The organism is Crossiella sp. SN42, assembly GCF_023897065.1.
Lineage (GTDB): Bacteria > Actinomycetota > Actinomycetes > Mycobacteriales > Pseudonocardiaceae > Crossiella.
This window is the reverse complement of sequence record NZ_JAMHIV010000011.1, coordinates 164646-188185: the sequence shown is the minus strand read 5'-3', so window position 1 is coordinate 188185 and position 23540 is coordinate 164646. Positions and strand designations below refer to the sequence as shown.

20 protein-coding genes and 1 tRNA gene are annotated in these 23540 nt (G+C 72.0%); 13 read left to right on the top strand and 8 right to left on the bottom strand.

Annotated elements, in window-relative coordinates; translation table 11 throughout:
- Positions 1–132 precede the first annotated feature (132 nt).
- The 5 genes from M8C13_RS15370 to M8C13_RS15350 form a co-directional block, all read right to left on the bottom strand.
- Positions 133–1104: a ribose-phosphate diphosphokinase gene (locus M8C13_RS15370; protein WP_252481256.1), complete on the bottom strand. Its 972-nt coding sequence runs from the start codon at positions 1102–1104 to the stop codon at positions 133–135.
- 16 nt (positions 1105–1120) lie between these two features.
- Positions 1121–2608, bottom strand: coding sequence for a bifunctional UDP-N-acetylglucosamine diphosphorylase/glucosamine-1-phosphate N-acetyltransferase GlmU (gene glmU / locus M8C13_RS15365; protein ID WP_252481255.1), 1488 nt, complete (start codon positions 2606–2608; stop codon positions 1121–1123).
- A gap of 242 nt (positions 2609–2850) precedes the next feature.
- A complete protein-coding gene (locus M8C13_RS15360) occupies positions 2851–4533 on the bottom strand; it encodes a diguanylate cyclase (protein ID WP_252481254.1) in 1683 nt (560 codons plus the stop codon).
- Between the two features lie 118 nt (positions 4534–4651).
- A tRNA-Gln gene (locus M8C13_RS15355) sits at positions 4652–4722 on the bottom strand.
- 139 nt (positions 4723–4861) lie between these two features.
- The gene (locus M8C13_RS15350; RefSeq protein WP_252481253.1) at positions 4862–6055 is read right to left on the bottom strand and encodes a S9 family peptidase; all 1194 of its coding nucleotides are present in this window, start codon (positions 6053–6055) and stop codon (positions 4862–4864) included.
- Between the two features lie 219 nt (positions 6056–6274).
- On the opposite strand from M8C13_RS15350, the gene M8C13_RS15345 reads away from it, so the two are divergent.
- The 3 genes from M8C13_RS15345 (at position 6275) to M8C13_RS15335 (ending at position 9463) form a co-directional block, all read left to right on the top strand.
- Positions 6275–7240: an acyl-CoA desaturase gene (locus M8C13_RS15345; protein WP_252481252.1), complete on the top strand. Its 966-nt coding sequence runs from the start codon at positions 6275–6277 to the stop codon at positions 7238–7240.
- A 396-nt stretch (positions 7241–7636) separates the two neighbouring features.
- Positions 7637–8236 (top strand): TetR/AcrR family transcriptional regulator, encoded by a 600-nt coding sequence (locus M8C13_RS15340; protein WP_252481303.1) that lies wholly within the window; start codon positions 7637–7639, stop codon positions 8234–8236.
- Between the two features lie 9 nt (positions 8237–8245).
- Positions 8246–9463 carry an MFS transporter gene (locus tag M8C13_RS15335; protein ID WP_252481251.1) on the top strand — a complete coding sequence of 406 codons (1218 nt, stop codon included), beginning with the start codon at positions 8246–8248 and terminating at the stop codon, positions 9461–9463.
- On the opposite strand, the gene M8C13_RS15330 is transcribed toward M8C13_RS15335, so the two are convergent.
- Complete coding sequence (locus tag M8C13_RS15330; protein WP_252481250.1) at positions 9450–10625, bottom strand: sorbosone dehydrogenase family protein; 1176 nt, start codon at positions 10623–10625, stop codon at positions 9450–9452. The two genes, M8C13_RS15335 and M8C13_RS15330, sit on opposite strands and share 14 nt — an antisense overlap.
- Positions 10626–10677: 52 nt before the next feature.
- Complete coding sequence (locus M8C13_RS15325) at positions 10678–11601, bottom strand: hypothetical protein (RefSeq protein WP_252481249.1); 924 nt, start codon at positions 11599–11601, stop codon at positions 10678–10680.
- Positions 11602–11757: 156 nt separating this feature from the next.
- Here M8C13_RS15325 and M8C13_RS15320 point away from each other — a divergent pair, with 156 nt between their 5' ends.
- The 7 genes from M8C13_RS15320 to M8C13_RS15290 all read left to right on the top strand — a co-directional run bounded on the left by M8C13_RS15320 (position 11758) and on the right by M8C13_RS15290 (position 20396).
- Complete coding sequence (locus tag M8C13_RS15320; RefSeq protein WP_252481248.1) at positions 11758–12606, top strand: alpha/beta hydrolase; 849 nt, start codon at positions 11758–11760, stop codon at positions 12604–12606.
- On the top strand, positions 12603–12812 hold the full coding sequence (locus M8C13_RS15315) for a hypothetical protein (protein WP_252481247.1): 210 nt from the start codon (positions 12603–12605) through the stop codon (positions 12810–12812). Before M8C13_RS15320 ends, M8C13_RS15315 begins: the two co-directional genes overlap by 4 nt.
- An 82-nt stretch (positions 12813–12894) precedes the next feature.
- A complete protein-coding gene (mfd, locus tag M8C13_RS15310) occupies positions 12895–16509 on the top strand; it encodes a transcription-repair coupling factor (RefSeq protein WP_252481246.1) in 3615 nt (1204 codons plus the stop codon).
- A 65-nt stretch (positions 16510–16574) separates the two neighbouring features.
- On the top strand, positions 16575–17570 hold the full coding sequence (locus tag M8C13_RS15305) for a hypothetical protein (RefSeq protein WP_252481245.1): 996 nt from the start codon (positions 16575–16577) through the stop codon (positions 17568–17570).
- A gap of 5 nt (positions 17571–17575) precedes the next feature.
- Positions 17576–18574, top strand: a complete 999-nt coding sequence (locus tag M8C13_RS15300; RefSeq protein WP_252481244.1) for a MazG family protein — start codon at positions 17576–17578, stop codon at positions 18572–18574.
- 106 nt (positions 18575–18680) lie between these two features.
- Positions 18681–19481 (top strand): lytic murein transglycosylase, encoded by an 801-nt coding sequence (locus M8C13_RS15295; RefSeq protein WP_252481243.1) that lies wholly within the window; start codon positions 18681–18683, stop codon positions 19479–19481.
- Between the two features lie 69 nt (positions 19482–19550).
- Positions 19551–20396, top strand: coding sequence for a lytic murein transglycosylase (locus M8C13_RS15290; protein ID WP_252481242.1), 846 nt, complete (start codon positions 19551–19553; stop codon positions 20394–20396).
- Between the two features lies 1 nt (position 20397).
- On the opposite strand, the gene M8C13_RS15285 is transcribed toward M8C13_RS15290, so the two are convergent.
- The gene (locus M8C13_RS15285) at positions 20398–20784 is read right to left on the bottom strand and encodes a tetratricopeptide repeat protein (RefSeq protein ID WP_252481241.1); all 387 of its coding nucleotides are present in this window, start codon (positions 20782–20784) and stop codon (positions 20398–20400) included.
- 205 nt (positions 20785–20989) lie between these two features.
- Between M8C13_RS15285 and eno the strand changes: the two genes are divergently transcribed.
- From eno to M8C13_RS15270, 3 genes are read left to right on the top strand one after another with little or no spacing between them, the layout of a single operon-like run.
- Positions 20990–22282 carry a phosphopyruvate hydratase gene (gene eno, locus M8C13_RS15280; RefSeq protein ID WP_252481240.1) on the top strand — a complete coding sequence of 431 codons (1293 nt, stop codon included), beginning with the start codon at positions 20990–20992 and terminating at the stop codon, positions 22280–22282.
- A 5-nt stretch (positions 22283–22287) separates the two neighbouring features.
- Positions 22288–22911, top strand: a complete 624-nt coding sequence (locus M8C13_RS45435; protein WP_252481239.1) for a septum formation initiator family protein — start codon at positions 22288–22290, stop codon at positions 22909–22911.
- Complete coding sequence (locus M8C13_RS15270) at positions 22908–23432, top strand: DUF501 domain-containing protein (RefSeq protein ID WP_252481238.1); 525 nt, start codon at positions 22908–22910, stop codon at positions 23430–23432. Before M8C13_RS45435 ends, M8C13_RS15270 begins: the two co-directional genes overlap by 4 nt.
- Positions 23433–23540: the final 108 nt, after the last annotated feature.

Below are 23540 nucleotides of genomic sequence, written 5' to 3'. Positions count from 1 at the left end.
GCCTGTGCTGGCCGCAGGTCCCAATCGGGGGTACCGCCATCCGGGTCCTCCGGCCGGGCACCCCTTACGAAACACGCGCCGGGCACCCCTGGGACGGGGCGCCCGGCGCGTGACGAAACGAGCCGGGAAGGCTCAGGCGTGACCGTCGAACAGGCTGGTCACCGAGCCGTCCTCGAACACCGCGTGGATGGCCTTGGCCAGCAGCGGGGCGATGCTGAGCACCTTCAGGCCGGGGAACTGCTTCTCCGGCGGGATGGGCAGCGTGTTGGTGAAGATGACCTCGCTGGCGCCGCACTCGGTGAGCTTCTTCGGCGCGTTGTTGCTGAGGATGCCGTGGGTGGCCGCGATGATCACGTCCGCCGCGCCCTCGGCCCGCAGCTGGTCGGCCGCCTTGGCGATGGTGCCGCCGGTGTCGACCATGTCGTCGATCACCACGCACAGCCGCCCGCGCACCTCGCCGACCACCCGGTTGGCCACCACCTCGTTCGGCTTGAGCGGGTCGCGGGTCTTGTGGATGAAGGCGATCGGGCAGCCGCCCAGGGTGTCCGCCCACTTCTCCGCGAGCTTGGTGCGGCCGGAGTCGGGGGAGACGACCGTGATGTCCCGCCCCGAGTACTTCTCGCCCACGTAGTCGGCGAGCAGCCGCATCGCCAGCAGGTGGTCCACCGGACCGTCGAAGAAGCCCTGGATCTGCGCGGTGTGCAGGTCCACGGTCATGATCCGGTCAGCCCCGGCCACCTTGAACAGGTCGGCGATCAGCCGGGCCGAGATCGGCTCCCGGCCGCGGTGCTTCTTGTCCTGCCTGGCGTACGGGTAGAACGGCATGATCACGGTGATCCGCTTGGCGCTGGCGCGCTTGAGCGCGTCCACCATGATCAGCTGTTCCATCACCCAGGTGTTGATCGGCTCGCAGTGGCTCTGGATGACGAACGCGTCGCACCCGCGCACCGACTCCTCGAACCGGACGAAGATCTCCCCGTTGGCGAACTCGTAGGCCGCCTGCGGGGTCACCGTCACGTCCAGGTGCTTGGCCACCTCGTCGGCCAACTCGGGGTGGCTGCGCCCGGAGAAGAGCATCAAGCTCTTCTTGGGGGTCGCCGACATCGCGCTCACGGTCATTTCACTCCCCGTTTGGCTGGTGTTTGCCCCCATCATCGCTGGTGACAGCGAGTGCTCGCGCGGCAGCATCAGCCGCGGCGGTGCCGGGGCGCTTGCGCTCCACCCATCCGGTGATGTTCCGCTGCTTGGCCCTTGCCACCGCCATGGCCCCCGGCGGCACGTCGTTGGTGATCACCGACCCGGCCGCCGTGTAGGCCCCATCGCCAATGGTCACAGGCGCGATGAACATGGTGTCCGAGCCCGTGCGGCAGTGCGAGCCGATCGTCGTGTGGTGCTTGCTGACGCCGTCGTAGTTCACGAAAACTGAAGCGGCGCCGATGTTGGAGAACTCACCGATCGTGGCATCCCCCACGTACGTGAGATGCGGCACCTTGGAGCCCTCGCCGATGGTCGCGTTCTTGGTCTCCACGAAGGCGCCGATCTTGCCCTTGACCCCGAGCCTGCTGCCCGGCCGCAGGTAGGCGAACGGCCCGACCACGGCGTTCTCCCCGATCACCGCGCCGGAACCGTGCGTGCGGATGACCTTCGCGCCTGCCTCCACCACCGAGTCGGCCAGCGTGGTGTCCGGGCCGATCTCCGCGCCCTCGCCGACCCGCACGCCCTCGCGCAGCTGCACGCCGGGGTGCAGGGTGACGTCGCGGGCCAGCACCACGTCCGCGTCCAGCCACACCGAGGCCGGGTCGATCACGGTGACGCCCTCGCGCATCCAGCGCTCCAGCAGCCGCCGGTTCAGCTCCGCGCCCAGCCTGGCCAGCTGCACCCGGTCGTTGACGCCCTCCACCAGCCAGGCGTCCCCGCTGACCAGCGCGCCCACCCGCAGCCCGTCGCCGCGGGCGATGGCGAGCACGTCGGTCAGGTACAGCTCGCCCTGGGCGTTGTCGGTGGACAGCCTGCCGATCGCGCCGCGCAGCACGTCCGCGTCGAAGGCGTACACCCCGGAGTTGATCTCCTGGATGGCCCGCTGCGCCTCGTCGGCGTCCTTCTGCTCCACGATCGCGGTCACCACCCCGGTGGTGTCCCGCACGATCCGGCCGTAACCGGTCGGGTCGGCCACCTTGGCGGTGAGCACGGTGACCGCGTTGCCCGCGTGCCGGTGCTCGGCGAGCAGGCCGCGCAGGGTCTCCGCGTCCAGCAGCGGCACGTCGCCGTAGGTCACCACGACCACCCCGGCCAGGTCGGCCGGCAGCGCCTCCAGCGCGCAGCTGACCGCGTGCCCGGTGCCGTTGCGCTGTTCCTGCACCGCGGTCCGGACCTCCCGGTCCAGCGCCTTGCCGACGGTGTCGAGGTGGTCCCGCACCGCCTCCCTGCCGTGCCCGACCACCACCGCGAGGTGGTCGGGGCCCAGCTCGGCCGCGGCGCGCACCGCGTGTTCGACGAGGGTGCGACCGGCCAGCCGGTGCAGCACCTTCGGGGTGGCCGAGCGCATGCGAGTGCCTTCGCCAGCGGCGAGCACGATCGCGGTGATGGGGCCGACGTCGCCCTGGAGCATGGGGTGGATCTCCCTGCCTGCCGTCGTGTGGAGGTCGAGGTGCGGACCACCCCGCGACGGGGGGCCGCGCCCCGACGATCCTAGGGTGTGTCCGCTGGGGCGCGTGCGTGAGCGCCGGAGTCCAAGTCGTTCCGGACGGTGCCGTCGGAGCAGCCTCGTACTGGGCGTACTCGGCTGTTCCGGCGGTGCCGTCCGGAACGACTTGGGCCCGGCGATCGCGTGCGCGCCCCAGCGGACACACCCTATGGTGCGACCGGCGGGAGCAGTCCGGGGTGGCTGTAGCTGTCCAGCGGGCTCTCGGCCGGGCCGCCGGAGACCCGGTTGCCGCCCTCGCGCTTGGCGCAGTACATCGCCGAGTCCGCCCTGGACAACGCTTGACCTGGGCTTTCCTGCGGGAACACGGCGACGACGCCGATGGAGAGGGTGACCCCCCGCGACAGGTGCGCCGGCAGCCGGTCGACCGCGTCCACCGCGCGGTTCAGCGCGGCCTCGGCGGCCGAGATGGGCGCGCCCGGCAGCAGCACCACGAACTCGTCGCCGCCGTAGCGGGCCACCAGGTCGTCCCCGCGCAGCGCGTCCCTGATCGTGCTGGCCACCGCGCGCAGCACGTCGTCGCCCTCGGCATGGGAGTACCGGTCGTTGACGCCCTTGAACCCGTCCAGGTCGATCAGCGCGATGGACAGCGGGTAGGCGCCCGGCGCGTTGAACAGGGTGTCCATCCGCTCGTCCAGCGCGCGCCGGTTGGGCAGGCCGGTGAGCGGGTCCTGCAGCGCCTGCTGGGCCATCGCGCCGTGCTTGCGGGTCAGCCGCTCGTGGTCCAGCCGGGTGCGCAGGGTGGACTCACGGGTGCGGGCCAGCCCCCACAGCTCGTTCTCCAGCTCGTTGGCGTACTCCGAGAGCGCGGTGTTGGTGGCCCTGGAGTCCGGCCCGGACAGCCGGGCGAACTCGCGCACCAGGCACAGCCGCAGCGAGGGCTCGGAGGTGTCGTGCTCCAGCTGCATGCGCACCTTGGTCAGCGCGGAGAGCGCCTCCTCGTGCCGGTCGCCCTCGGCCAGGGAGCGCGCCAGCGCGATCGAGGTCATGATCAGCTCGGGCGGGTACATGGACACGTCGAGCAGCTCCTTGAGCCGGTCCACGTGCTCGAGCCCCGGCCGGGCCAGCGCGTGCGCGGCGCCGAGCACCGGCACCTGGGCGGCCGCGGGCAGGTCGGTGCGGCGCGGGAACAGCGACTCCCGCCACGGCCCCTCCACCGCGACCGCGATGGCCGAGGCGGTGGCGAAGCGGTCCACCGCGTCCTCGTCCTTGTCCACCCGCTCCAGCCGCAGGCCCCAGCCCAGCTGCAGCCGGACCCGGTTGATCAGGTGCACCGCGATGTCGTGCGGGCCGCCGGAGTGCCGGATGTGCTGGTTGGCCTTGGCCAGCTCCCGGTCGGCCATGTCGTAGACGCCGAGCTGGGTGAGCACCAGGCCGATGTCGACCAGCGCGGAGACCAGCAGCCGGTCCCACTGGCGGCGCGGCAGCAGCGCGTCGGGGGCGGGTTCGTCGTCGAGCATGGCCAGCGCCTTGGCGATGGAGGAGAGCGCGGCGTCCTCGCGGTCGGCCATCAGCGCGCGGCGGCCGGACAGCGCGTGCGCGTCGGCCTCCAGCACGAGCAGCCCGTGCCTGCGGGTGTGCGCGATCATCTCCTCCAGCAACGGCTCCGCGTCGTCGGCGATGCTGGGGGTGACCAGGCGGACCACGGCGGCGCAGCGCAGGATCTCGCCGACCATCCAGGGCTCACCGCGCCGCTGGGCCTCGGTGAGCAGCTCGTCGGTCTCCTGGGCGGCGTTGAGCTGGGTGCCCAGCTCGCTGTTCTGCGCGACGGCGGACAGTTCGCGGGCACGCCCCACCAACCACGCTTCGGAGAGCTCAGAACGCGTGGGCAAGGGGCCGTCCCGCCTGTCGACCGTTTCCGAGGACAGTGGCGCACACCCCCTTACTGACGTGTCGCATAGCCGCCGGTTGTCCACCGTTCGGGTTGGACCCTCCCCCGAGTCCGCACCGCTCCGCCGCCAGGATTCGAACCTGGACCATCGGAACCAAAATCCGAGGTGCTGCCGTTACACCACGGCGGATCACGGACACCGGCTGCGCGTCCGCCCGGACATCGTTACATATCCGGCCCGCGCGCTGTGACATCCGGCTGGGTTTGCCACAAATGAACATCAGGTTGGCGAGTTCCGGACCGTGGCCCCTGCGCGGTCGCCGCGCAGGTCAGGCCGGGGGCAGGGCGAGCGTCCGGCTGAGGAAACCGCTGATCCGCTGCTCGTAGGCGGCGGGATTCAGGTTCCACGCGGCCACGTGGTCGGCGCCGGGGACCTCCTGGTACTCCAGCGGCCAGCCCAGCCGCCTGGCCTGTTCGGCCAGGTCGCGGCTGGCCTGCACGGGCACCGTGCCGTCGGCCGCGCCGTGGATGAGCAGGGTGGGCGGCTTGGTCGCGGGCGGGCGCTCGATCAGCTCCAGCCGGTCGAAGTCGATGCCGGAGCGCCAGCGGGAGACCACCTCCGCGATCGGGGTCAGGAACTGCGGCAGGCCCCGCTCACCGGCCTGCCAGTCCAGGGTCTTCCGCCAGCTCAGCACGGGTGCGTCCAGCACGACCGCGGCCACCTGCCCGGCCAGCGGGGAGCGGGCCAGCAGCTGGCCGATGATGGCCCCGCCCATCGAGTAACCGAACAGCACCACCCGGCGGGCCCCGTTCCGCAACGCGAACCGCACCGCCTCTTCCGCGTCCCGCCATTCTGAGTCGCCCAGGTGATACAGCCCATCGGGTGAAATTGGCGCGCCTTTGTCATTGCGGTAAGTAACCGAAAGACTGGCCAATCCGAGTTTCCGGAGTGCCGGCACCACGCGCAGCGTCTCGTCCCTGCTGGCGCCCCGCCCGTGCACCTGCACCACCCACAGCCCGGTGTCCTTAGCGGGCTCCGGCCGCACCAGCCAGGCCGGCATCGGGCCCAGCTCGGAGGCCACGGACACGGTGCTGAAGTCCAGTCCGAGGGCCTGCTTGGGGTCGCCGTTGAACACGTCGTTGTCGAAGCGCACCTTGGTGCCGACCGGCACCGGCACGCCGCCGGTGAGCTGCCGCTCCACCTGCTCGCCGGAACGTCGGGTGATCTCCCCGACCCTGGCCGCGCCACCCGGCCAGACCAGCGTGAACGTGCCCGGCTGCCGGGAGTTCTCGGTGTCCGCCAGGGTCACCGTCGCGCTGGTGCTGGCCAGCACGGTGTCCCGGAACTGCGGTTCACCCGAGTAGGGGACGAGCAGCTCCCCGCTGTAGTACCAGCCGACCGCGCCCGCGCCCAGGGTGAGCGTCAGCAGGGTGGCCAGCACCGCCGCCACGATCCGCCGTCCGGTGCGGCGGGACCGGGGCGGCGCGGCTGGTGGGTCCAGGCGGACCGAGGTGTTCTCCACCAGCGCATTGTCCTGATCATGTCGAGCTAGCGCCGTTCAGGTGAGCTTGGGGTCAGATCCGCGTGAACCGACACGCCCGGGGAACCAGACACACCGAGACCTGTGACACGTGGTCTGGCGAGTTGGGTTGGCCTTACTTACGCTGGCGTAAGTTACGGTCCCGTAAGTTGGGTGCCGAACCGCCTCGACCTTCCCCCACATCGCTGAGGTAGCTATCGAATGACGACCACCGTCGAGACTCCCACCACCACCGAGGACGCCACGCGCGGCCCCAAGCCAATGCTGGGAGCGCCGCGCTCCACCACCGCGCACATCACCATCTGTGCCTTCGTGATCCTGCCGACCCTGGCGCTGATCGCGGCCGTGCCGCTGGCCTGGGGGTGGGGACTGGGCTGGGTGGACATCGGCCTCGCCGTGTTCTTCTACTACCTCTCCGGCCTCGGCGTGACGATCGGTTTCCATCGGCACTTCACGCACGGCTCGTTCAAGGCCAAGCGCCCACTGCGGATCGGCCTGGCCGTGGCCGGGATGATGGCGGTGCAGGGCTCGATCCTGCACTGGGTGGCCGACCACCGGCGGCACCACGCCTTCTCCGACAAGGAGGGCGACCCGCACTCGCCGTGGCTGCACGGCACCACGCCGTGGGGCCTGACCAAGGGCTTCTGGCACGCGCACATGGGCTGGACGCTCAACCGGGACAAGACCAACGCCGAGCGGTTCGCGCCTGACCTGCTCGCGGACAAGGACATCCGCTCGGTCGACCGGTTCTTCTTCCTGTTCACCCTGCTCACCTTCGTGCTGCCGGGCGTGCTGGGCGGCTTGATCACCTGGTCCTGGTGGGGCGCGCTGACCGCGTTTTTCTGGGCGGGCATCGTCCGGGTCGGCTTCCTGCACCACGTGACCTGGTCGACCAACTCGATCTGCCACCTGATCGGCGACCGGCCGTTCAAGTCCAAGGACAAGGCGGCGAACTTCTGGCCGCTGGCGATCCTGAGCTTCGGCGAGTCCTGGCACAACCTGCACCACGCCGACCCGACCTGCGCCCGGCACGGGGTGCGGAAGTGGCAGCTGGACACCTCCGCTCGGATCATTTGGATCTTCGAGAAGCTCGGGTGGGCTTACTCGGTGCGGTGGCCGACGGAGCAGCGCTTGGCGCGGATCACGGTTACCGAAGCTGCGCACTGAGACATTGGCGCGCTCCGCGCGCGAGATTTTTTCGCTCCTGAGTCGCACGTTCGTGACCCCGGCACACGCGAAGCAAGCTTCGGAGTGCCGGGGTCACGAACGTGCGACGCGAAAAAATCAACCCCACCGCTGAGTTCAGAGCCCGGCGTGTCGCTGGCGCGCCACGCCTCTTTCGCAAGAGGTTGTTGCTGGGTTCTTCGCGGTGGGTTGGCCGGGGTTGGTTGGGGGCGGTCTTACCGGCAGTTTTGGGTTGGCGGCCCAGTTCACCAGTGGCGTGAACTGGGCCGCCGACGTCTTGTTGGCGGGAAAGCATCTAGGGTGGGAGTGATGGCAGCACGACGACGCGAGCGGGCGCAGACGGATGTCGCCGCAGCGCGCCCGCCAGCGCGCGTGCGTATGACCGGCAAGGAGCGGCGGCAGCAGCTGCTCGAGGTCGGTCGGGCGTTGTTCGCCGAAAAGGGCTATGACGCGGCCAGCATCGAGGAGATCGCGCATCGCGCCGGGGTGTCCAAGCCGGTGGTGTACGAGCACTTCGGGGGCAAGGAAGGGCTCTACGCGGTGGTCGTGGACCGCGAGATGGACCTCCTGCTGGAAGGCGTCATCGGCGCGCTCTCCCAGGCCACGCACCCCCGTGAGCTGCTGGAACACGCCGCCACCGCGTTGCTGGACTACATCGAGGAGTCCACCGACGGGTTCCGCATCCTGGTCCGGGACTCACCGGTGGCCAGTGCGACCGGCAGCTTCTCCAGCCTGCTCAACGACATCGCCAGCCAGGTCGAGCACATCCTCGGCCTGCACTTCTCCGCGCGCGGCTACGACCCCAAGCTGGCCGGGCTCTACGCCCAGGCGCTGGTCGGCATGGTCGCGCTCACCGGGCAGTGGTGGCTGGAGGTGCGCAAGCCCAAGAAGGAAGAGGTGGCCGCGCACCTGGTCAACCTGTCCTGGAAGGGTTTGTCACACCTGGATCCAGCGCCGAAACTGACCATCTCTCGGTAACTTGACCGGGTGTTCGCGCCCCTGCGGTACCCCGCGTTCCGGCTGCTGACCGCGGGACGGGTGATCACTCAGCTGGGTGACTCGGTGGCCACCATCGCGCTGGCCTTCGCCGTGCTCGACCTCACCGGCTCGGTCGTCTCCCTCGGGCTGGTCGTGGGCCTGCGCTCGTTCATGTCCGTGCTCTCCCTGCTCTTCGGCGGCGTGGTCGCCGACCGGCTGCCCCGGCACCTGGTGCTGGTGGGCAGCAGCGCGGTGAGCGCGCTCAGCCAGGGCGCGCTGGCCTTCCTGGTGATCACCGGGTCGGCCACGGTGCCGGTGGTGGCGGTGCTGGCCGCGATCAACGGCGTGGCGGTGGCCTTCTCCTGGCCCGCCTCGGCCGCGATCACCCCGCAGACCGCGCCGGCCAAGTCCTGGCAGCAGGCCAACGCGCTGGTCCGGCTCGGCGTGAGCAGCAGCAAGATCGTCGGCGCTTCGGCAGGCGGGCTGCTGGTCGCGGTGGTCGGGCCGGGCTGGGGGCTGGCGCTGGACGCGCTGACCTTCGCGCTGGCCGGGCTGTGCTTCCTGCTGATCCGGGTGCCCAGGGCCGCGCCAGCCACCGAGCGCACCAGCATGGTCCGGGAGCTGGCCGAGGGCTGGCGGGAGTTCGTCTCCCGGCGCTGGGTCTGGGTGGTCGTGGTCGGGTTCATGTTCCTCAACGCGGCCGTGGTCGGCGTGCTCCAGGTGCTCGGCCCCGCGGTGGCCGACGCCACCATCGGCCGCTCGGCCTGGGGGCTGGTGCTGGCCGCGCAGACCGCGGGCATGGCGGTGGGCGCGGTGATCGCGATGCGGTTGCGGGTGCGCAGGCTGCTGTTCGTCGGCTGCGCCTGCATGCTGCTGGACGTGGTGCTGCCGCTGACCCTGGCGATCAGCCCGCAGACCTGGACGCTGGTGATCATGGCCTTCCTGGCCGGGGTCGGGCTGGAGCAGTTCGGGGTGGCCTGGGAGACCTCGATGCAGCAGCACATCCCGGCCGACCGGCTGGCCAGGGTGTACTCCTACGACGCGATCGGCTCCTTCCTCGCGGTGCCCATCGGCGAGATCGCGATCGGACCGGCCGCGCACGCCTTCGGGGTCACCGAGACGCTGTTCGCCGCGGCCGGGGTGATCGCGCTGGCCACGCTGTTCATGCTGGGCAGCCGCAGCGTGCGCGGGCTGCGCAACACCTCGCCCGCGCTCAGCGCCGGGTGATCCGCAGCAGCTTGTCCCCGGTGCCGTTGCTGGTGGTCACGTACAGCGCGCCGTCGGGGCCGCGCCGGGCCGCGCGCAACCGGCCGTGCGTGTCGTCCAGCTCCTTGGGCGCGGCCACCGACTTGACCGCGCCCGCCTCGTCCAGGCTGAGCAACAGCAGCTTGCTGCCCTTGAGCGTGGTCACGGCCAGCACGCCGTCCAGCTCGCCCCAGTCCGCGCCGCTGAGGAAGTCCGCCGCGCACACCGCCACGGTGCTCCCGCCCGAGCTCCACACCGAGGGCACCGCGTCCGGGAACCGCTCCGTGTCGGTCATCGGCACGCTCTCGTCATAGCTGGTCACCGTGCCGCCCTGGGACGGGTCCCAGCCGTAGTTGGCGCCTGCCTTGACCAGGTTGACCTCGTCGTCGCGGGCCGGCCCGTGCTCGGCGGCGAAGACCTGGTCCCCGCCCGGCCGCACCGCCAGGCCCTGCACGTTGCGGTGCCCGAAGCTGTAGATCAGCCGCTCCCTGGCGTTGCCGGAGCCGGCGAACGGGTTGCCCGGCGCGGGCGCGCCGGTGTTCAGGTCGATCCGCAGCACCTTGCCGCCCAGCCCCTGCCGGTCCTGCGCGGCCGCCGGCTGCGCCGCGTCGCCGGTGCCGACCAGCAGCGCGCCGTCGGGGGCCAGCTGGAGGCGGCAGCCGGAGTGCCGCCCGCTCGCGGTCACCGGCAGTCCGGTGAGCAGCGGCTCGGGGTTCCTGGCGGCGCTGCGGCCGTCCGCGGCCAGCGTCCAGGTGACCAGGCGGACGTCCACCGCCCGGTCGCCCTGCTGGTGGGTCTGGCAGGTGGTGAACTTGCGCGAGGTGGCGAAGTCCGGGTGCACCACCAGGCCCATCAGGCCACCCTCGCCGCGCACCAGCACGTCGGCGAAGTCGGCGCTGACCTCGGTGGCGGTGGCCCCCGGCTTGGACCCGGACAGCAGGGTGAGCCGTCCCGGCCGCTGGCTGACGAGCACCTGGCCGCCGGGCAGGAAGCCGATCTCCCAGCCGTGCGTGAGCTTGTCGGTGACCACCTCCACCGCCAGGCCCGGCGCGGGCGAGGTGGACGGCGCGGTGCCGCCCACCCCGCCCGCGCAGCCCGCCGTGAGCAGGACCGCCACACCGATGACCGCGAGCCGCGAGTTCATGCGCCCCAGGGTGCGGCATCGGCTGTGGTCTCGCCGTGAACGCCGGCTCGGCTCAGGCGTAGTAGTTGATCGTGGCGCGCAGCGCGGGCGTGCCGCCCTCGCAGTGCTGCTCCACGGTCGCGGCCAGCGCCTTCACCGTGCCGTCCGGATTGGTCACCAGCTCGGTGATCTCGAACGAGCCGCTGATCTTGTTGCAGCCGCGCCCGTTGCCGCCGATGTCGATGCCGGGGTGCCCGTCCTCGCGGAAGGCGGACCGCTGCGCGTCCAGGTACTTGCCCACCTTCAGCGACTCACCGCGCGGGGCGGCCAGCTCCACGTGCCAGCCGTCGCGCTGCCCGGAGACGCCCAGGCTCAGGCCGTTGGCCACGGTGCCGCTCATGGTGAACACCGTGGTGGAGCCGGAGTAGGCCTTGCTCACGCCGCCGCCGATGTAGTCACCGGGGTCGCTGGCGAACTTGTAGCCCAGCGGGAAGGCCTGGTACTTCACCTTGCCGTTGAGCGCCGGTGCGTTCGGGCCGTCGCAGTTCTGGGTGAAGCTGGCCTCCAGCACGCTGACCGCGCCGCTGCTGTCGGTCTCGATCTGGTCGATGGCGAACTGGCCCCAGACCTGGTTGCAGCCGCGGCCGGTGCCGCCCACGTCCAGGCCGGGCGCGCGCCCGGTGCGGAACGGGGCGCGTTCGGCGTCCCGGTAGATCCCCGGCCGCAGCCGCTCGCCCTTGGGCGCGGCCAGCGTGACCGACCACCACTCGCGGCCGTCGGCGGAGTCCACCGACAGCGTCAGGTACTCGGCGTTGCCGGTGAACCGGAACTTGTCGGTCGGCGCCTGGTACGAGCGGGTCTGGCCGCCGCCGACCCAGTCGCCGGACTGGCTGACGAACTCGTAGGAGGTGACCGCCGTCCGCTCGGCGGCCTTGGTCGGCGCCGCGAGCGCGGCGGTGGCGGTCAGCAGGCCCGCGGCGGCCATCGCGACGGTCACCCCGGCTCCGCGCAGCACGACCCGACCCCATGGTGTGGCAGACATGTGAGCCCTTTCCCCAGTGATCCCCCCGGCTTCTGCCGGACCGCCCGAAACTAGCGACGGGGTCCGACAAATCGGTAGGGCACAACGGATGGCGCGTGGCAGGCTGCGCCGGTGACACCCACGTTCGTGCTCGTGCACGGCTCCAACGCCAACTCCTTCAGCTGGTCCGCCGTGCAACGGGAACTCGCGCTGCGCGGCCACCGTTGCCTCGCCGTGGACCTGCCGGGGCACGGCTTCCAGGCCGGGTTCCTCCCGGCGTACCAGGCCCCGCAGGACCTCGCCGCGTTCGCCGCCGCGCCCTCGCCGATGACCTCGGTGACCCTGGCGGACTACGTCGAGCACACCGTCGCGGTGGTGCGCAGGGCCGCCGAGCACGGGCCGGTGATCCTGGTCGGGCACAGCCTCGGCGGGTTCACCCTCGGCGGCGTGGGCAACGCGGTGCCCGAGCTGCTGGACCGGATCGTCTACATCTCCGCCTGGTGCTGCACCCGGCCGGTGGCCGACTACCTGAGCGCCCCGGAGTACGCCGACAGCCAGGCCGCCGCGGTCGGCGCCCACGTGCTCGCGGCCGACCCGATGACCGCCGGGGTGATCCGGATGAACTGGCGCATCGCCGATCCGGAGGCGCTGGCCGCGGTGCACGAGGCCATGTTCGCCGAGGGCACCGAGGCCGAGTTCCTGGCCGCGCTGAACACCCTGGACCCGGACGAGTCGCTGCACATCACCCAGGGCGACACCAGCCTGGACCCGGCGACCTGGGGCCGGGTGCCGCGCAGCTACGTCCGGCTGGCCGAGGACCGGCTGCACCCGCCCGCCTGGCAGGACCTGTTCATCGCGGACGCGGACGCGGCCAACCCGGAGCACCCCTTCGACGTGCACACCGCCGCGGGCAGCCACATCGGTTTCCTGTCCCGCCCGGACGAGGTGGCGGGCATCCTGGACTCGCTGGCCCGGCGATGAAGGCCATCGGTGCGAACCTGCGGCGGATGGGGCGGGCGCTCATCCGTCGGTGGTGGCGGATCCCGGTGCTGGTGGGCGTGGTCCTGCTCGGGTACCTGCTCATCCCGGTCAGCTTCAACCTGAGCCTGGTCGTCTCCGCCGGGATCGCGCCGGGCCTGGCCGAGTGGTGGGCCGCGGGCGACGATCGCGCGGCCGACGTAGGCTGACCAACGAGACCCCTCCCCGGGGGCGCTGATCCCGGGCAGAGGTCTGTCTCGCGTTCGAACACCGAGGGGACCGCACTCCGCCATGACCACCTCCGCGCCGCTCGCCGGCCTGCTCACCGCCAGCTCGACCTCCGAGGCCATGCGCAGGGTTGTCACCTCGGTCGGCGCCCACGACCTGGAGCTGGAGGGCCCGGCCTCGGCCCGGCCGCTGGTGGTGGCCACCCTGGCCGCGCCCGCCCCGGCCGGCGCGGGCCGGATGGTGCTGGTGATCACCGCCACCGGCCGCGAGGCCGAGGAGCTGGGCCGCGCGCTCGGCGACCTGCTCGGCGAGGACACCGTGGCGGTCTTCCCGTCCTGGGAGACGCTGCCGCACGAACGGCTCTCCCCGCGCGCGGACACCGTCGGCGGGCGGCTGTCCATCCTGCGCAGGCTGGCCCACCCCGAGGAGTTCGGGCCGCTGCGGGTGGTGGTGGCCACCGTGCGCAGCCTGATCCAGCCGATGGCCCCCGGCCTCGGCGAGCTGCAGCCGGTGCGGCTGCGGGTGGGCTCCGAGCACGACTTCGCCGAGCTGGTCGAGCGGTTCGTCCAGCTGGCCTACGTGCGGGTGGACATGGTGGAGAAGCGCGGCGAGTTCGCCGTGCGCGGCGGCATCCTGGACGTCTTCCCGCCCACCGCCGAACACCCGGTGCGGCTGGAGTTCTGGGGCGATGAGGTCACCGAGATCCGCGCCTTCGCCGTGGCCGACCAGCGCTCGCTGACCGACGCGGTGCCGGAGCTGTTCGCCCCGCCCTGCCGGGAGCTGCTGATCACCGAGCAGGTGCGCGCCCGCGCGGCAGGCCTGGTCGAGGAGCACACCGGCGACCCGCAGCTGGCCGAGATGCTGGAGAAGATCGCCAACGGCATCCCGTGCGAGGGCATGGAGGCGCTGCTGCCCGCGCTGCTGCCCGGCGAGCTGGAGCTGCTCACCGACGTGGTCCCGGTCGGCACGCACGTGCTGGTGGCCGACCCGGAGAAGGTGCGCACCCGCGCGCACGACCTGGTGCGCACCGGCCAGGAGTTCCTGGAGGCCTCCTGGATGGCCGCGGCCAGCGGCGGCAAGGCCCCGATCGACCTGGGCGCCTCGGCCTACCGCAGCCTGTCCGAGGTGGCCGAGCACGCCCGCGACACCGGCCGCCCGTGGTGGTCGCTGAGCCAGCTCACCACCGACGACGTGGACGGCGAGCGCCGCCCCATCCGGCTGGACGTGCGCCAGGTGGAGGCCTACCGCGGCGAGGTGGAGCGGGCCTTCGCCGACCTGCGCGCGCACGCCGCCAGCGGGGGCGCCGCGGTGCTCGTGGTGCCCGGCACCGGCACCGGCCAGCGCGCCTGCGAACAGCTCAGCGAGGCCGAGGTGCCCTGTCGCTGGGCCGAGCACGGCCTGCCGGAGGCCCCGCCGCCCGGACTGGTCACCGTGGTCCGCGGCGCGCTGGAGGACGGCTTCGTGCTGACCGACCCGGCGCTGGTGGTGCTCACCGAGACCGACCTCACCGGCGGCCGCGGCGGCACCTCCACCAAGGACATGCGCCGGATGCCCTCCCGCCGCCGCAACGCGGTGGACCCGCTGGCGCTCAAGGCGGGCGACTTCGTGGTGCACGAGCAGCACGGCATCGGCAAGTACGTGGAGATGGTGCAGCGCACCGTGCAGGGCGCCACCCGCGAGTACCTGGTGCTGGAGTACGCCTCCAGCAAGCGCGGCCAGCCGGGCGACCGGCTGTTCGTGCCCACCGACCAGCTCGACGACGTCTCCCGCTACGTCGGCGGCGAGCTGCCCGCGCTGAACAAGCTCGGCGGCTCGGACTGGAAGGCGACCAAGGCCAAGGCGCGCAAGGCGGTCAAGCAGATCGCGGCCGAGCTGGTGCAGCTCTACGCGGCCCGGCAGTCCGCGCCCGGCCACGCCTTCGGCGAGGACACCCCGTGGCAGCGGGAGCTGGAGGACGCCTTCCCGTTCACCGAGACCCCGGACCAGATGGCGGCCATCGACGAGGTCAAGGCGGACATGCGCCGCCCGGTGCCGATGGACCGGGTGATCTGCGGCGACGTCGGCTACGGCAAGACCGAGATCGCGGTGCGCGCGGCGTTCAAGGCGGTGCAGGACGGCAAGCAGGTGGTGGTGCTGGTGCCCACCACGCTGCTCGGCCAGCAGCACCTGAACACCTTCACCGAGCGGATGCGCGCCTTCCCGGTCACGGTCAAGGGCATGTCCCGCTTCACCGACACGATGGAAGCGGAGAAGGTGCTGACCGGGCTGGCCGACGGCAGCGTGGACATCGTCATCGGCACCCACCGGCTGTTGCAGAAGAACGTGCGCTACAAGGACCTCGGCCTGGTCATCGTGGACGAGGAGCAGCGCTTCGGGGTCGAGCACAAGGAGCACATCAAGTCCCTGCGCACGCACGTGGACGTGCTCACCATGTCGGCCACCCCGATCCCGCGCACGCTGGAGATGAGCCTGGCCGGCATCCGCGAGATGTCCACCATCCTCACCCCGCCGGAGGAGCGGCACCCGGTGCTGACCTACGTGGGCGCGCACAACGACAAGCAGGTCGGCGCGGCCATCCGGCGCGAGCTGCTGCGCGACGGCCAGGTCTTCTACGTGCACAACCGGGTCAGCACCATCGAGAAGGCGGCGCGCAAGATCCGCGAGCTGGTGCCGGAGGCCAGGGTGGTCACCGCGCACGGGCAGATGAACGAGGACAAGCTGGAGAAGATCATCGAGGGCTTCTGGGAGAAGGAGTACGACGTCCTGGTCTGCACCACCATCGTGGAGACCGGCCTGGACATCTCCAACGCCAACACCCTCATCGTGGAGCGCGGCGACCTGCTCGGCCTGTCCCAGCTGCACCAGCTGCGCGGCCGGGTCGGCCGGGCCAGGGAACGCGGCTACGCCTACTTCCTCTACCCGCCGGAGGCCCCGCTCACCGAGCAGGCGCACGACCGGCTGGCCACCATCGCGCAGAACTCCGAGCTGGGCTCGGGCATGGCGGTGGCCATGAAGGACCTGGAGATCCGCGGCGCCGGCAACATCCTCGGCGCGGAGCAGTCCGGGCACATCGCCGGTGTCGGCTTCGACCTGTACGTGCGACTGGTCGGCGAGGCGGTGGACGCCTTCCGCAAGCACGCCGGGGCCGGGGAGGGCGAGAGCGAGGAGGCCGAGCTGGCCGACGTGCGGATCGAGCTGCCGGTGGACGCGCACATCCCGCACGAGTACGTGCCCGGCGAGCGGCTGCGGCTGGAGGCCTACCGCAAGATCGCCGCGGCGGCCAGCGGTGCCGACCTGGACGCGGTGCGCGAGGAGCTGGCCGACCGCTACGGCCCGCTGCCCAAGGCGGTGGAGCACCTGCTGGCGGTCTCCACCCTGCGCCAGACCTGCCGCGAGCACGGGGTCACCGAGATCGCGTTGCAGGGCAGCCAGATCCGGTTCGCGCCGATGGAGCTGCGCGACTCGCAGACCATCCGGCTCAAGCGGCTCTACCCCAAGGCGCTGCACAAGCCGGCCACCCGCCAGGTGAACGTGCCCAGGCCGACCGAGGGACCGGCCGGCGGCCGGATGGGCGCGCCGCCGCTGCGCGACCGCGAGCTGCTGGACTGGTGCGCCCAGTTCCTGCACAACCTCGTCGGGGCCACTCCAGGTACCCCCGTTGGGGCGGGAAGGGCCTGATGGGCAAGACTCGTACGAACCTGCGCCACCCGATCGTGAGAAGGTACGGAGCTGTGACGAAGGCCATGACTCGCACCCGCCTGGTCGCCGTGTCGATCACCGCGGGCCTGTTCCTGACCGGCTGCGGCGGTCCCGCGAAGGCCGGCGCCGCGGCCGTCATCGGGGACACCACCATCCCGGTCGAGGCGGTCCAGCAGCGGTTCGACGCCTGGCTCAAGGCCAACCCGGCCGACGCCAAGCAGCAGCGCGAGGGCAACCAGATGGCCACCCTCGGCAGGCGCCAGGCCAGCATCGCGATCACCCGCGAGCTGATCAGGCAGGTCGCCGCCAAGGAGGGCGTGACCTACGCCGAGGACCAGAAGGAACAGGCGATCGAGCAGGCCGGCGGCCGCGAGCAGGTGGTGGCCAAGAGCCTGGACACGATGGACAACATCGACCAGGCCGTGCGCGCCCAGCTGCTCAGCGTGGGCATCGGGCGCAAGTTCGCCGACCACCTCGCGGTGGTGCTGGACTTCACCAACGCCGCCACCTACACCGAGGCGCAGGCCAAGGCCAAGGAGATGGCGCGCAGCGACGAGGCCGCGGCCGCGCTGGTGCGCAAGGACACCGCGGGCCAGCCGCCGAACCCGCAGACCGGGCAGAGCGCGGAGACGGTCCGGCTGAACCAGAAGTTCACCTTCCAGACCATCCTCCAGCAGCAGAACCCGGCGGTGCTGCTGCCGCTGTTCACGGTCAAGCCGGGCGACGCGGTGGCGCTGTCGCTGAACTCCGGTGAGCAGACCGGCAACGGCCAGTGGCTGGTGGCCAGGGTCAAGTCCAGGACGGACCGGCCGGTCGCGGGCGCGCCCACCCAGGGCGGCCTGGCCGAGCAGCTCAACCTGACCGGTCTGGAGGCGGTCGGCCAGATCGTCGTCTCCTACTACGCCAACGAGCTGGGCGTGCGGCTCAACCCGCGCTACGGCGAGTGGGCGGGCACCGAGACCGCGGTGGACAAGCGGGTCCGCGACCCGCGCATCCCCGGCAGCAGCTTCAGCGTGAGCAGGGGCGACTCGCAGCAGTGACCCCCGTGGCCCAGGACTGCGCCGTCGTCCTGCTCAGCGAGCGGCTCGGCGCGGTCTTACCGCTGGCCGCGGTGCCCGCGCTGCGCACCGCGGCCGAGGTCTACGCCGACCCGGCCGAGCTGGGCTTCCCGGCCCCGCCGCCGGTGGCCGAGCTGCTGGCTGAGGCCGGGCGCGGGCCGGTGGTGCTGCTGACCCTGGACGCCGAGGGCCCGGCCGCGGCCGCGCTGGTGCGGGCCGGGGCCAAGCTGATCGGCACCCCGGAGCCGCGCGGCGCCGGGCTGGTCGAGGCGGCCCAGGTGATGCACCGGCTGCGCTCGCCCGGCGGCTGCCCGTGGGACGCCGAGCAGACCCACGACTCGCTGCGCCAGTACCTGCTCGAGGAGACCTACGAGCTGCTGGAGGCGATCGAGGACGGCGACCGGGCGGCGCTGCGCGAGGAGCTCGGTGATGTGCTGCTCCAGGTGCTCTTCCACGCCAGGGTGGCCGAGGAGGACGCGGCGGACCCGTTCACCATCGACGAGGTGGCCACCGAGCTGGTGACCAAGCTGGTCGGCCGCCACCCGCACGTCTTCGCCGAGGACGGCGACCCCGCGGTGCGGGACAGCCACACCCAGCAGCAGCGCTGGGAGGAGCTCAAGCAGGCCGAGAAGCGCAGGCAGTCCGCGGTGGACGGGGTCGCCCTCGGCCAGCCCGCGGTGTCCCTGGCCGCCAAGCTCGCCCAGCGCGCCGGCCGGGCCCGGGTTCCCGCCGACCTGATGCCCTCCGGTGCGGACACCGGTTCCGGGCTGTTCGCACTGGCCGCCAAGGCCAAGCTGGCCGGGGCCGACCCGGAGTCCGAGCTGCGCGCGGTGGCCCGCGGCTTCGCGGTCACCCTGCGCGCCGCCGAGGCCGCCGCCCGCGCCGCCGGCGTGGACCCGGCGACCCTGGACGCGGCGGGCTGGCACCGGTTCTGGCCCACCGAACAGCCCAGCGGCAAGGCACACGGAGACAACTCGACCGGCTGAACGGGCGAGAAGGACTACCCCTGATCGGGTTAATCAAACCTAATTCGTGACCCGCCGTGGGGGCCAACGATGACCTTGAGCGCGTTCCCAGGCACACTGGGTGGCGATGAACCCCGACGGCCACACCCGTAGCGAGCGACGCTGGGCGTTCCTGTTGCTCGGCGCCACGGGCACCGCCCTCGCCGTGCTCGGCGCGCTCGCGGTGCGCGGCGAGCTGGCCGGCCCGGTGGCGAAGCAGCCCCCGGTGGCCGAGCTCAAGCTGCCGTCCGCGCTGGCCCCGCCCGACGGCGGCGTGCAGCTGCCCGCGCTGGCCGCGCCCGCGCCCGGTGTGCGGCCGCAGGCGCAGCTGGCCGAGTGGGCCGCCGCGCACTCGATGAAGCTCAACGTGCCCAAGGCCGCGCTGGAGGCCTACGGCTACGCCGCCGCCGTCACCGCCGCCGAGCAGCCCGCCTGCCGGATCACCTGGACCGCGCTGGCCGGCATCGGGCAGGTGGAGTCCAACCACGGCCGGTTCAACGGCGCCAAGCTGGACGCCTCCGCCCGCCCCACCGCCGACATCCGCGGCATCCCGCTGGACGGGCGGCCAGGGGTGAAGGCGATCAAGGACACCGACGGCGGGCAGCTGGACGGCGACACCGTGTGGGACCGCGCCATGGGCCCGCTCCAGTTCATCCCCACCACCTGGAAGGACTGGGGGACCGACGCGGACTCCGACGGCCGCACCGACCCCGACGACCTGGACGACGCCGCCCTCTCCGCCGCCCGCTACCTGTGCGCCAGCGGCGGCGACCTGGGCACGCCGGAGGGCTGGTGGCGCGCGGTGACCACCTACAACGAGAGCCGCCGCTACGGCCAGGACGTGCTGGACCGGGCCGACCACTACGGCCGCAACAGCCGCAAGGCCTGATCGCGGCCCGCTGACCTGCGCGGATATCGGTCTTACCGGCCCGGTGCGGAACGTGCGTAGCCTGGGGTCGTGGTCACCCCCGCTCCGCCGTCCGCGCCGACGCCCGTCCCAGAGCCGCCGCCCCGCCGCGGCGGCCTGGCGATCCGGCTGGTCATCGCCGGTGTGGTGATCGGGGTCGCGGGTGCGGGCGTCTGGTCGCTGACCCAGTTCCTGGAGCCGGACCGGACCCCGCGCCGGGTCGAGCCGCCGATCGTGGCGGTGCCGGTGGAACCCGGCTCCGCGGTGCCCGGCGAGGTGCTGCCGGACCGCCAGCCGCCACCGACCGCCCAGGGCGGTCAGGCCCCGGACCCGATCGGCGAGTGGGCAGGCCGGGTCAGCGAGGCCATCGAGGTGCCCGCCCGCGCGTTACGGGCCTACGCGGTGGCCGACCTGACCCTGCGCAAGGAGAAGCCGCGCTGCCGGATCACCTGGGCCACCATCGCCGCGATCGGCCGGATCGAGTCCAACCACAACCGCTACGGCGGCGCCACCCTGCAGGACGACGGCCGTCCGTCCAAGCCGATCATCGGCGTGCCGCTGGACGGCTCACCGGGTTTCAAGGCCATCCCGGACACCGACAAGGGCCAGCTCGACGGCGACACCCAGTGGGACCGGGCGGTCGGGCCGATGCAGTTCATCCCGGCCACCTGGAAGCGCTTCGCTGCCGACGCCGACGGGGACGGCAAGGCCGACCCGCAAGACATCGACGACGCCGCGGTGGCCGCGGGCCGCTACCTGTGCGCGAGCAACCGGGACCTGGGCACCGGCAAGGACTGGTGGGCGGCCACCTTCACCTACAACAACTCGGTGGAGTACGGCCAGAAGGTCTTCGGCCTGGCCGACCGGTACGCCCGCGGCAGCCTCGGCCAGCGCTGACTCAGGTGCCGGTGTCCTTCTCCCGCAGCATGATCCGGGCCCGCACCTCGTTGACCGCCTCCAGGTAGTCCGGCGTCGGGTGCATGGCCGCGGCCATCCGCAGCTGGGTGATCGCCTCGGACAGCCTGCTCTGCCGTTGCAGGGTCCGGCCCAGCGCGAACCGGGCGTAGTGGTCGGTGGGATCCAGCTCCAGCACCCGGCGGAAGCCCCGCTCGGCCCTGGTCAGCTGCGCGGAGTGCAGATAACACCTGGCGGCCAGCAGATGAACACTGGGCAGCTCCGGATCGGACTCCAGGACGGGCTCCAGCTGGCGCAGCGCGTCCAGCGGCCGGTTCGCGGCCAGGAGCGACTCCGCCCTGCGATAAGCCTCGAAGGTGCCCTCGGTCATAGTCACCCCACGGTACGTCTTCTCGCTCGATCGCGCGCCCGCCATCCGGGCCGTGATCCACACGAGTCGGGCCCTCCACGCCGCCGAAGAGCGAAATCCCGATTTTTGTCCGCACAACCGTCATCCTGGCCGCAGGGGCGGTGCCGGGCTCCGGCTAGGCTCGGCAGTGGTCAAGTCCCAGGCTGGGTGATTAAGGAGAGCGCACGTGGCGGTCATCGAACAGGTAGGCGCCCGCGAGATCCTGGACTCTCGTGGCAACCCCACCGTCGAGGTCGAGGTCGCACTGGACGACGGCACGCTGGCCCGCGCGGCCGTGCCCTCTGGCGCGTCCACGGGCGAGCACGAGGCGGTCGAGCTGCGTGACGGCGACAGCAACCGGTACCTCGGCAAGGGCGTAGAGAAGGCCGTGACCGCGGTGCTCGACGAGATCGGCCCCGAGCTGGTCGGCATCGAGGCCGTGGAGCAGCGGGTGGTGGACCAGAAGCTGGTCGACCTGGACGGCACCCCGGACAAGTCCCGGCTCGGCGCGAACGCCATCCTCGGCGTCTCGCTCGCGGTGGCCAAGGCCGCCGCCGAGTCCAGCGGGCTGGAGCTGTTCCGCTACGTCGGCGGCCCGAACGCGCACGTGCTGCCGGTGCCGATGATGAACATCATCAACGGTGGCGCGCACGCCGACAGCGATGTCGACGTGCAGGAGTTCATGATCGCGCCGATCGGCGCGGAGAGCTTCCGGGAGGCGCTGCGCTGGGGCGTGGAGGTCTACCACGCGCTCAAGTCGGTGCTCAAGGCCAAGGGCCTGGCCACCGGCCTCGGTGACGAGGGCGGCTTCGCGCCGAACCTGCCCAGCAACCGGGACGCGCTGGACCTGATCGCGGTGGCGATCGAGAAGGCCGGGTTCCGCCTCGGCCGCGACTTCGGTCTGGCGATGGACGTGGCCGCCACCGAGTTCTACAAGGACGGCGCGTACCACTTCGAGAAGAACAAGCGCAGCGCCGAGCAGATGACCGGGTACTACACCGAGCTGCTCAACAACTACCCGCTGATCTCCCTTGAGGACCCGCTGTCGGAGGACGACTGGGACGGCTGGGTGCAGCTGACCAAGGAGATCGGCGACCGCGTGCAGATCGTCGGCGACGACCTGTTCGTCACCAACCAGGAGCGCCTGGAGGAGGGCATCGCCCGCCGCGCGGCGAACGCGGTGCTGGTGAAGGTCAACCAGATCGGCACCCTGTCCGAGACGCTGGACACGATCAGCCTGGCGCAGTCCTGCGGCTACCGCAGCATGATGAGCCACCGCTCCGGCGAGACCGAGGACACCACCATCGCCGACCTCGCGGTGGCGGCCAACTGCGGTCAGATCAAGACCGGCGCGCCGGCCCGCAGCGAGCGGGTGGCCAAGTACAACCAGCTGCTGCGGATCGAGGAGACCCTCGGCGACGCGGCGCGCTACGCGGGCGAGCTGGCGTTCCCGCGCTTCACCCCGGACAGCCAGGGCTGAGCCCGGTGGCGGGGCGCGAGCACGACAGGGAGCGGCGGCGCAGGCGGACGGAGAACTCCTCCGCCTCCTCGGCGCGACGGCCGGAGCGCGCGCGCCGCAAGTGGCAACGGCAGGACCGGACCGGCGCCGCGGCGGCCTCCTCCACCGAGGAGGTCCGCCCGGCCCGGGACCGGGCCGCCAGGGAGCGCAGCGAGACCACCCGCCGCGGCGCCCCAGGCGGCAGGTCGCGCAGGCCGACCGCGGGGCCGGGGGGCGCGTTCAAGCTGTCCTCCACGCGGCGGGCGGCGCTGCTGGCGATCATCGCCTGCGCGCTGACGCTGTCCATCGCGGTGCCGCTGCGCAACTACTGGAGCCAGAAGTCGGAGATGCAGGCCGAGATCGAGAAGGTCCGGCAGCTCAACGAGCAGGCCAAGCAGCTCGAGGAGCGCAAGACCCAGCTCTCCGACCCGACCCAGATCGAGGCCGAGGCCAGGCGCAGGCTGCGCTACGTGCGGCCCGGCGAGACGCCTTACGTCGTGCAGCTGCCGCAGCCGGCCACCCCGGCCGCGCCCGAGGAGTCGGAGCAGCGCAAGAGCGACAAACCGTGGTACGACCAGCTGTGGGAATCGATCACCGGGAGTGGTTCGTGAGTGAGGAAAAACCGCGCCTGGGGCTGGACGTGCCGCCGGTGCGGGAGGAGCTGACCGAGGCCGACCGCGCGGCGGTGACCGCGCAGCTGGGCCGGTCGCCGCGAGGTGTGCGGGCGGTGGCGTACCGCTGTCCGTGTGGCAACCCGGCGGTGCTCCAGACGAACCCCCGGTTGGACGACGGCACCCCGTTCCCCACCATGTACTACTCGACCTGCCCCAGGGTGAACTCGATGTTGGGCACCCAGGAGGCCTCCGGTCTGATGAAGGAGATGACCGACCGCCTCGAAGCCGACCAGGGCCTTGCTGACCAGTACCTGAAGGCGCACGAGAGCTATCTCGCCGAGCGCGACTCGATCGAGCCGCTGGGCACGAAGGTCACCGCGGGCGGCATGCCGGACCGGGTCAAGTGCTTGCACGTACAAGTTGCACACGCACTTGCCTGTGGGCGGGGAGTGAACCCGTTCGGTGATGAATCGGCCGATCGGCTGGGCGACTGGTGGCGCTCCGGTAGCTGCGTGTAGCCCACGCTCGGCTCTCTGGGGAACTTGCCGCCCGCGGCTACCCCGGTCGAGTCGATACACTCGCAACTCCCGTGCCCGGCACGCGGGTCTGACCAGGTCACCGCCCTG